Annotated in this window: 9 protein-coding genes; 4 read left to right on the plus strand and 5 right to left on the minus strand. The window is 61.5% G+C overall.

The annotated features are described in order from the left end of the window. The 3 genes from Q0L57_RS34160 to Q0L57_RS34170 all read right to left on the minus strand — a co-directional run. Window positions 1-1,032, minus strand: a 1,032-nt coding sequence (locus tag Q0L57_RS34160) for an ABC transporter substrate-binding protein (protein WP_296747688.1), incomplete at its 3' end; no start/stop codon positions are given. After that, complete coding sequence (locus Q0L57_RS34165) at window positions 1,029-1,865, minus strand: ABC transporter permease (RefSeq protein WP_296747690.1); 837 nt, start codon at window positions 1,863-1,865, stop codon at window positions 1,029-1,031. The genes Q0L57_RS34165 and Q0L57_RS34160, both read right to left, overlap by 4 nt. Further along, on the minus strand, window positions 1,865-2,743 hold the full coding sequence (locus Q0L57_RS34170) for an ABC transporter permease (protein WP_296747691.1): 879 nt from the start codon (window positions 2,741-2,743) through the stop codon (window positions 1,865-1,867). The genes Q0L57_RS34165 and Q0L57_RS34170 overlap by 1 nt, the downstream gene beginning before the upstream one ends. Before the next feature lie 456 nt (window positions 2,744-3,199). On the opposite strand from Q0L57_RS34170, the gene Q0L57_RS34175 reads away from it, so the two are divergent. After that, window positions 3,200-3,574: a hypothetical protein gene (locus Q0L57_RS34175; protein WP_296747693.1), complete on the plus strand. Its 375-nt coding sequence runs from the start codon at window positions 3,200-3,202 to the stop codon at window positions 3,572-3,574. A gap of 260 nt (window positions 3,575-3,834) precedes the next feature. Here the strand turns inward: Q0L57_RS34175 and Q0L57_RS34180 are convergent, their stop codons facing one another. Then, window positions 3,835-4,536, minus strand: coding sequence for a C80 family cysteine peptidase (locus tag Q0L57_RS34180; RefSeq protein WP_296747694.1), 702 nt, complete (start codon window positions 4,534-4,536; stop codon window positions 3,835-3,837). Window positions 4,537-5,286: 750 nt separating this feature from the next. On the opposite strand from Q0L57_RS34180, the gene Q0L57_RS34185 reads away from it, so the two are divergent. After that, window positions 5,287-5,493: a DUF6494 family protein gene (locus tag Q0L57_RS34185; protein ID WP_296747696.1), complete on the plus strand. Its 207-nt coding sequence runs from the start codon at window positions 5,287-5,289 to the stop codon at window positions 5,491-5,493. A gap of 33 nt (window positions 5,494-5,526) precedes the next feature. Here the strand turns inward: Q0L57_RS34185 and Q0L57_RS34190 are convergent, their stop codons facing one another. After that, entirely contained in the window at window positions 5,527-6,402 is an 876-nt protein-coding gene (locus Q0L57_RS34190; protein WP_296747697.1) for a helix-turn-helix transcriptional regulator, read from the minus strand. Window positions 6,403-6,503: 101 nt separating this feature from the next. Between Q0L57_RS34190 and Q0L57_RS34195 the strand changes: the two genes are divergently transcribed. Both Q0L57_RS34195 and Q0L57_RS34200 read left to right on the plus strand, forming a co-directional pair. Further along, window positions 6,504-7,196: an ABC transporter permease gene (locus Q0L57_RS34195; RefSeq protein WP_296747699.1), complete on the plus strand. Its 693-nt coding sequence runs from the start codon at window positions 6,504-6,506 to the stop codon at window positions 7,194-7,196. Between the two features lie 2 nt (window positions 7,197-7,198). Further along, on the plus strand, window positions 7,199-7,805 hold a 607-nt coding region (locus Q0L57_RS34200; RefSeq protein WP_296747701.1), incomplete at its 3' end, for an ATP-binding cassette domain-containing protein.

Below are 7,805 nucleotides of genomic sequence, written 5' to 3' on the forward strand. Positions count from 1 at the left end.
GGCCGGCAGCTTCTCGATCTTCTCGGTGAGCTTGACCTTGTTCGGGTCGAGCGAAGGCGGATAGCTCTGGCCCTCGGCCACCGCGATCGAGGTCGCCGGGTCGAGCATGAAGTTGATCAGCTCCTCGCACTCGGGCATCGGCGAGCCTTTCAGGATCAGCATGTCCTCCATCCAGGCATAGGAGCCGGCCGGGTCGAGATAGCCGATCGGATGGCCCTGGTCCTGAAGCGCGGCGACGCGGCCCGACCAGGCGTCGGTCACCACGATCTCGCCCTTGGAGAGCAGGTCCATCAGCTCGGCGCCCGAGCTCCAGAACTTCTTGGCGAGGTCGCGCGTTTCGCGCACCTTGGCCCAGATCGTGTCCATGTCCTTGATGTTGTTGGGGTCCTGTCCGGTGGCCAGGGCCGCGTACCAGACGCGCGTGGTCATGTCGTCATAGCCGCCGACCTTGCCGGCGTATTTCTTGTCGAGCAGCAGGGCGGCGCCCTTTTCCTTGGCCTCCTCCGGCGAGATCACCTTGGTGTTGTAGGCGATGCCGGTGGTGCCGTAGTCGTAAGGCACGGCCGAGAGCTTCGGCGTCAGCTTGCGGAACGGATCGATCATCGGCTGCAGCACATTCGCCATGTTGGGAATGTTGGCCTCGTTGATCTCCGAGGTCAGGCCGCCATTGACGTATTTGATGTAGTAGTTGACGCCCGAGGAGTGGATCACCTGGTAGTCGCCGGGCTTGGCGGTCTTGATCTTGGTGATGATCTCGTCCTCGTCGCCGAACGTGCCTTGCACCACCTTGATCTTGGTCTTGGCCGTGTAGGGCTGGAAGGCATATTTGTCGATCGCGTCCTGCACCGTGCCGCCCCAGCCGTCGAAACGGACCTGCTCGACCGCTGCCATCGCCCGGCGCATCCAGGGCATGTCGAGGCCGGCCGCGGCGGCCGCCGCCGCCGTCAGCGTCAGGAAAGTGCGGCGGCTGAGATCGCCGTTCGTGTAGCGGTCGTGCAGCCTTTCGAGCCGCGTGGTGGTGGAAAGTTTCATGTCGTCTCCTCCTTTGGTTCGCCACGTCTTTTCAATCGGGTCAGGCCCTGCAGGATCGCGCCGCCGAGCAGCGGTATGCCGACCGTCACCAGGATCATCACCGTGCCCAGCGCGTTGATCTCCGGGCTGATTGAGATCTTCAGCATCGACAGGATCTGGGTGGGCATGGTTTCCACGCCCGCCGGCCTCCAGAACAGGCTGGCCGATGTGTTGTCGAACGAGATGGTGAAGGCGAGCAGCGCGCCGCCGACGACGGCCGGGATAAGCAGCGGCAGCGTGATCTCGCGGAAGGAAGCGAAGCGCGAGGCGCCGAGCGAAAGCGCCGCCTCCTCATAGACGCGCCTTATGCCCACCATGCGCGCCTGCGCGATCAGCACCACATAGGGCACGGCCAGCATGATGTGGCCGAGCACCAGCAAGAGCATGGTGCGCGGCTGGTCCACCGCCTTGATCAGCACCAGCAGGCCGACGCCGAGGATGGTTTCCGGCACCAGCGCCGGCAGGATCACCAGCGTGCTCAGCGCCTGCTTGCCGGGGAACTCGAAGCGCACCAGCGCGAAGGCCGTGACGACGCCGACGGCCGTGGTGACGGCGGCGGTGACCACCGCGATCCACAGCGAGGTGCGGAAGGCCGAAAGCACCGCGTCGTTGTTCATCAGCTTGGCGTACCACTGCAGCGAGAAGCCGGTCATCGGGAAGCCGCCGAACATCGATGCGTTGAACGACAGGATGACGGTGGCCACGATCGGCGCGAACATGAAGATGTAGACGCAGAGCGTGACGAAGCCCGTCAGCCGCCAGGCCCACCGCCCTTCTTCCTTGCGCCGCGCCATCAGCCGCCCAACCCTTTCACGATCTGCGACATGCCCATGTAGCGGGTGTAGATGGCGGCGAAGAAGCCGAGCACGACGAACAGCACGATCGACAGCGTGGCGCCCATCGGCCAGTTCAGTTCGCCCATGATGGTGTCGTAGATCAGGTTGCCGAACAGCGCGTCGCGGCCGGAGCCGAGCAGCTGCGGCGTTACATAGCTGCCGGCGGCCAGCACGAAGCAGAGCAGCAGGCCGGCCGCGAGGCCGGGCAGGGAGAGCGGCAGCGTCACCTCGCGAAATGCCTGCGCGCTGGTGCAACCCATCGAGCGCGCCGCCGAGATCAGCGTGCGGTCGATGCCCTCGAGGCTCACATAGACGTTGAGGATCATGTAGGGCAGAAGGAAGTGCAGCAGCCCCAGGATCACCGCGCCCTCATTGTAGAGCATCGGCAGCGGCTCGCTGATGATGCCGAGCTTCAACAAGGCGACGTTGATGACGCCCTGTTCGCCGAGGATGTTGATCCACGAGAAGGTGCGGATGGTGAAGCTGATCCAGAACGGCACGATGAGCAGCAGCAAGAGCAGCCACTTGTGCTTGAACGTCGTCGCCCAGATGAAATAGGCCGGGAAGTAGCCGAGCACCCCGCACAGCAGCGCTGTGATGGCGCCGACCCGAAGCGTCTTCAAGAGGAAGCCAGAGTAATAGCTGTCGGTGAAGAATTCATGCCAGTTCGCCGTCGTCAGCGCGCTGGTCTCGACGCCCGCGGTGACGAAGGTGAAGAACGTATAGGCCGCCATCACGGCGATCGGCAGCACCAGGAAGAAGATGAGCAGGATTAGCACCGGCGCGACCAGCACCCAGGCCAGCCGTGGATCATACAAGGTCCATCGCTGTTTCATGCGCACCCATCGCGCCTTCTGTCGAAGCGCTTGTTTTGTTCCCTTGCGGGCAAGATTGTTTCATCGCCGCCGGGATGTCCACACCCGGCCGACGGTTCGATTCAGCCAGAGGGCAGTTCAAGATTGCGCCAGGGGGCTGGCATGAATGGCGCCGTCAGCTTTGCGCCTCGACACGGCCGTTCGGGGCTACATGGGCTTTGCCCGAAAGCAGACCTTTTTGGCGCTCCGACCGGGGACAACAAAAGGCCGTGGCCAACAGGCGGGCGGCCACACCATCAGCATGGCTGATCCGCCGGGTCAGCATCCGAGGTGTACGAAAATCCTTATAAGCCTCGGGCCCGCGAAATGCGATCGACGTTCGGAAAAAGAACCCCTTAGTAATCGGATGAAACGCACACTATTGCATATGTCCGCAAAAGCGTGACATCTTCCGGATGGGAACAGGGGAGAGGCATCATGCGGCCACAGACGATCGTAACTTTCGAACGGATCGTCTTCGTCACACTCATTTTGGGCCTGTTGCAATCCTATTTGGCCTGGGATCGAGTCACGCGAATGGCGTCCATTGGATTCGTCTTGACAGTCCAAATATTCACCTTCGGCTTGATCGGAGGTCTGACCCTATTGGTAGCTCGCCGTCGCAGCAATGTATCAAAATGGATCTTGATCGTGATGTTTGCCATTGGGCTTCCGCCCTTTGTCAGGCTGATAGCACAGGGCACAACGCTCGGCTCGATTTGGATTTCCGTATTACAAACGGTAGGGCAGCTATTAGCTTGCGGTCTTTTGTTCACTGCGTCCGCGCGAAGCTGGTTGAGCGAGAGCAATTGAGCTTGGGAACGATGTTCCGAAAGGGCTCCTTTCGCCACCATGCAAATGTCAACCTTGGGGACAGCGAAGCGCTCCGCTAAGTCTGACCCGCCGGACTGGGTTACGTACTTCCAATTTCGACGGCCGCTCTGCGCCGCATGTCGGCTATTTATTGCCTTGCCGGCTTAACCCAAAATCGGACGCTCAAAATCTATTCCGTATGCTGCCCCGGGAACTCTATCTGCCCCGGAACTCCGGCTGAGCCGGGGCGGTTCAGATTGTCAGGCCCCGCCGTAAACGAACTCCATCCGCTGCACGCCACCGGGATCGATCACGAAGCGTATCTTCGACCGGTCCAGCTTGCTTCCCATCTGGTGCGGAAAAACCCCAGCGGGGTCGGCATCGGCGTCAAAATTCACCGTCCGCTTCTTTCCGCCTTCCATTACAACCACCCAACTTGTCCTGGCATGTACGACGCAGCGCAGACCGGCGTTGTCATACAGCGACCTCTGAAAGCGCTGCGCGAAGGACCGACTTCCCATCGAGACGGCATTTGCCTGCGCACGCGCCGCGCCGGAGATGCCGCTGTTGCGACCAAGATCGCAGCCCGTAATATTGATTCTACAATTGACCTTGAGCCCTAGACTGGTGAGCGAGAGAGCCAGCGCTTCCGGCAGAACACCATTTATACGGCAGGCATCCACGTCGCCATGGCCGTGTATGATAATCTGTGAGCGCTCGGTCAGACTCTGCATTTTTGCTTTCATCGATGGAGTCTTGTATTTCATTTGCCCGTTGTAGAGCAGATCAAACATCGTATCGGTTCGCGATGCGGTTGCTATGATGTTGTCCTGCATGAACTCAGTACCAATGTGTTTTGCCTTCGCTCCGGCGAAAAGCGAATTCATATGAGTATAAATCGTTTCGGTGCCGGCGTCGGTGTCGCGCACGACCATCAGGTAATACCGCCTGTCGTTTTCCACCGTCGCCTCCTGAGTCCTGATCCGGCGTTCTCCAGACTGCCAGTCAATATGACCTACTGGAGAGAGCTATCAGCTATCCGAAGGCGTTTGCAACAGTCACGTTTGGGCGATACGTAGAAGTTTGCGGCGTCTTCAAGGCTCTGGAGATAGCATACATGGGGGGCTGGGAACGTTCTGTGGACACTATACCTAAATGCATTTGGTCAGCGTTGAGTGGTCAAGAATTCATTCGCTTGGACCGAAACGTGCCAGTCCGTTTCTGATCGTGAGCGGCCATCGGCATTTGGCCGTGCACTCTACTGCCTTATTGGCAGCTATCCCACTTGCCGTGTCCGAAACCTGCTGGTCAGCAGACGGCCCCTTTCGGTCATTGGAAAAATTGGCCGCAAATGATCCGCCTTGACGGCCTATCAGTCCCTTTCTGAGCCTGGAACGTCGATCGCCGTCTAATTGGCCACACCATCAGCATGGATCGCCCGCCGGATGGGCGAGTGGGAATCTGATGGCGTCATCATCCTGCTAGGTCGCAATGATAGACCTTTGCGCCCTTGGAAAGCTTACATCGGTGGGTGGACAGTCCGAGAAGTCGGTTGCGCGCAAAAATGGGATAACCAGCTCCATTTTTTCACCAACTTGGGAGCTTCCCGGCTACAGTCAACTCAGGCGCCCGGCGCTAGCGACGGTACGTTTTACCGGCAGGAACGACAGAATATCTAACCCGAAAGGCTCCATACACGTAGAGGTAAGCATATGACGCAGAACATGGAAACCGATCCCTTCAACGTCTCCATGCGCAAGTTTCTGAAGCAGGTCGGCGTGACTTCGCAGCAGGCGATCGAGAAGGCCGTGGAGAAAGAAGGCCTCAAGGGTACAGGGCGCATCACGGTGAAAGCCGTGATCACCTCAGAGCGCGCCGGATTGCATCACGTCGTCGAAGGCGAGATCGACCTCGGTTGATGCCGGCGACCCAAGCGTTGAAGATGCCGCGGGTTAGCTGAAGAAGCGGATCTGTCCGGCCGGGCTTGTGTCGTAGCCGGTCAGTTCGGCCGCGCGCCTGGTGAAACCGTCCTGTTTGAGATAGCGCACCAACGCCTGCATGGAAGGCTGGAAATAGGTGCGTTGCCGCATCAAAAGGTCAAAATTTTCCCACACAAGCGGCACGAAATCGAGACCGGCGGCGAGTGTGGCGGAGCGGGTGGCAATGCCGCAATCGGCTCGGCCTGTCCGGATCGCGGTGGCGAGATCAGGGCCTGTGGGACACGGTGGCTGAAGTCGGTTGAGATCACTTCGGCTCGCCCCGCATCGGTCGAGCAGCAGTCCGAGCAGCATATCCGCCCCGGCGCCGGGCTGGCGCACCGCTATCCGGGCACGGCTTCCAAGGACATCGGCAAGGCTGTTGAGCGATTTCGGGTTACCCGGCGGCAGCAGAAGCCCTTGCTCACGCCGGGCGAAGCCGACAAGCAGCGCATCGTGCAATTGCGGCATGGCACTTATGGCGACGATATTGGCTTCGGCTTGGTTGCCGTGGAAATGGATCGCCGCGGCGGCCACCTCGCCGCGCAGCAGGCGTGCCACGCCGTTTTCCGTGCCTTCGGACAGGGAGGCGAGGCCAGTGCCCGCCTGCCGCAGGCACCATTCGAGCAGATCGTCCTGGCTGCCGCCGACGATCGGCGGCGGCTCGGGTGGCACCATTCCAGCAGGGCGGGCCAATCCGGAGTTTACCCAGCGGTCGAGCTCGTGGCGCGGGAACAGCCATTTGCCGGTGACCTTGCTGCATGGGATGCGATTTTCGGCCACCAGTTCGTAGAGCTTGCGCTCCCCAAGGCGCAGATAATCGGCGGCTTCGGCTGTCGTCAGCAAATCCATCCTGCAATTTTATGCATACTCCTGCAGGAACTCAATTTCTTGACCAATAGGGAATTGATGCAGCAGAAGTTGCAGCAATCTGGTGCGGGCAGAGGTTTTGAATGTCGGAAGGCGTCAGCGCCTGGCAGCTCATCGCAAGCGGCGACGCGACGCTGTTTGCCATCGTGCGGCTGTCGCTCGCGGTCAGCCTCTCGGCCGTTGCGATCGCAGTCATAGTCGGCTTGCCGCTCGGAGCCCTGCTGGCCCTGACGCGCTTTCCGGGGCGTTCGGCGGTGGTCGTGGTTCTCAACGGTTTCATGGGGCTGCCGCCGGTGGTCGTCGGGCTGACCGTCTACCTGCTCCTTTCGCGGTCGGGGCCGCTCGGCGAATTCGGTCTCCTGTTTACGCCCGCCGCGATGGTCATCGCACAGGCGCTTCTGGTGCTGCCCATCCTCGCGGCGCTGGCGCGCCAGACCATAGAGGATCTCTGGAGCGAATATCACGACGAACTGACCGCGATGGGTGTCGGCCCGGCAGGCCGCGTGACGACGCTGCTGTGGGACAGCCGCTTCAGCCTCGTCACCGCGCTGCTCGCCGGCTTCGGCCGCGCGGCGGCGGAAGTCGGAACCGTGATGATCGTCGGCGGCAACATAGAGGGCTTCACCCGCACCATGACGACGACGATTGCGCTAGAGACCTCGAAGGGAAACCTGCCGCTCGCCATGGGGCTCGGCATCATCCTTATCGGCATCGTTCTCGCGATCAACGCCGCCGCATGGGGCATTCGGCTGTGGTCCGAGCAGCGGGCGGGCTGACGATGCGGGCCATGCCGAGCGATCTGCCGCTTGTGCTTGACGGCATCTCCCTGCGTGTCGGTTCGACCACGCTGCTCGATCGCCTGGACTTGACGATCAAGCCCGGCGCACCGACGCTGGTTGTCGGTCCCAACGGCTCAGGCAAGACGACATTGCTGCGGCTCTGCATGCAGCTTGTCAGGCCTTCGGAAGGGCGTGTGAGTTGGGGCGGGCGCAGCGATACCGGGCAGGAACGGCGCGCCATCCTTTTCCAGAAACCGGTGATGCTGCGCCGCTCGGCCGCTGCCAATATCAGCTATGTCCTGGCGCAGATCGGATATCCCCGGCATCTTCGCGCCGCGCGCGCGCAGGAACTGCTCGATCGCGTCGGCCTTGCCGGTCTTGGCGCCCGTCCGGCGCGACGCTTGTCCGGGGGCGAGCAGCAGCGTGTCGCTCTCGCCCGCGCTTTGGCGCGGCAGCCGGAAATCCTGCTGCTCGACGAGCCCACCGCCAGCCTCGATCCCGCAGCGACCCTCCATGTCGAGGAAATCATCCAGACGGCCGCGCAGTCGGGTACGAAGATCGTCATGGCCTCGCACGATCTGGGCCAGGTGCGCCGGCTCGCGGGCG

The organism is Mesorhizobium sp. (genome assembly GCF_024509055.1).
Classification (GTDB): Bacteria; Pseudomonadota; Alphaproteobacteria; order Rhizobiales; family Rhizobiaceae; genus Mesorhizobium.

Bases quoted from the DNA above. Each gene is read 5' to 3' on its own strand.
- Q0L57_RS34175 (WP_296747693.1), top strand. From the start codon at position 3,200: ATGCGGCCACAGACGATCGTAACTTTCGAACGGATCGTCTTCGTCACA.
- Q0L57_RS34185 (WP_296747696.1), top strand. From the start codon at position 5,287: ATGACGCAGAACATGGAAACCGATCCCTTCAACGTCTCCATGCGCAAG.
- Q0L57_RS34190 (WP_296747697.1), bottom strand. From the start codon at position 6,402: ATGGATTTGCTGACGACAGCCGAAGCCGCCGATTATCTGCGCCTTGGG.
- Q0L57_RS34195 (WP_296747699.1), top strand. From the start codon at position 6,504: ATGTCGGAAGGCGTCAGCGCCTGGCAGCTCATCGCAAGCGGCGACGCG.
- Q0L57_RS34170 (WP_296747691.1), bottom strand. From the start codon at position 2,743: ATGAAACAGCGATGGACCTTGTATGATCCACGGCTGGCCTGGGTGCTG.
- Q0L57_RS34165 (WP_296747690.1), bottom strand. From the start codon at position 1,865: ATGGCGCGGCGCAAGGAAGAAGGGCGGTGGGCCTGGCGGCTGACGGGC.